The 641-nt window shown below is 55.7% G+C and carries 1 pseudogene; it reads right to left on the reverse strand.

From position 1 onward, the window contains the following. Positions 1–641 (reverse strand): annotated as a pseudogene (gene znuD / locus ACTHUR_RS15220) (TonB-dependent zinc receptor ZnuD); the annotation flags it as partial.

The following is a 641-nucleotide window of genomic DNA, read 5'->3' on the forward strand; positions in this document are numbered from 1 at the left end:
TCTTTTTGATAGCGCGGTACGGCGTAATCGCCTGATTTGCGGTACAAGCCTCCGGTATGCAGCACGAAGTTGTTGCCCAAACCGATATTGATGCCTGCGGACGTCAGTTTTTCCAAATTGCCGCTGCTCAAACGCAATCCGGCTTCGCCTGATACGCCGTTTTCAGGCATTTTTTCGGGGATTTTGCCATCGGCAACATCGACCAAACCGGCTACATTGCCCGAGCTGTATAAGAGCGTAACCGGCCCGCGCAGGATTTCGACCTGTTGCGACAAGGCGCTGTCCACCATCAAGGCATGGTCGGGCGAGAAGTCCGCCATGTCGCCGGTTTCACCGTGATGGTTCAATACTTTAATCCGTCTGCCTGTTTGACCGCGAATAACGGGAGCGGACGCGCCGCCGCCGTATTGCGAGGCATGAATGCCCGGTACGCCGTCCAAAGCATCGCCTAGGTTGACGGCTTTTTGGCGCAAGGTATCGCCGGAGATGATTTTGTCTGAGGTGGTCGAAGTGTGCAGCAGCCCCGACGTGGTGCGCGGACGGCTTTTGCCGACGACGGTAACCTCGTCCAAGTCCACCGACTGCTCGGTTTCATGCGCTTGGGAGAGGATAGGGGTGCTGATTAAAAGAATAGATAAAAC

It is taken from the genome of Neisseria sp. P0021.S007 (assembly GCF_051956855.1).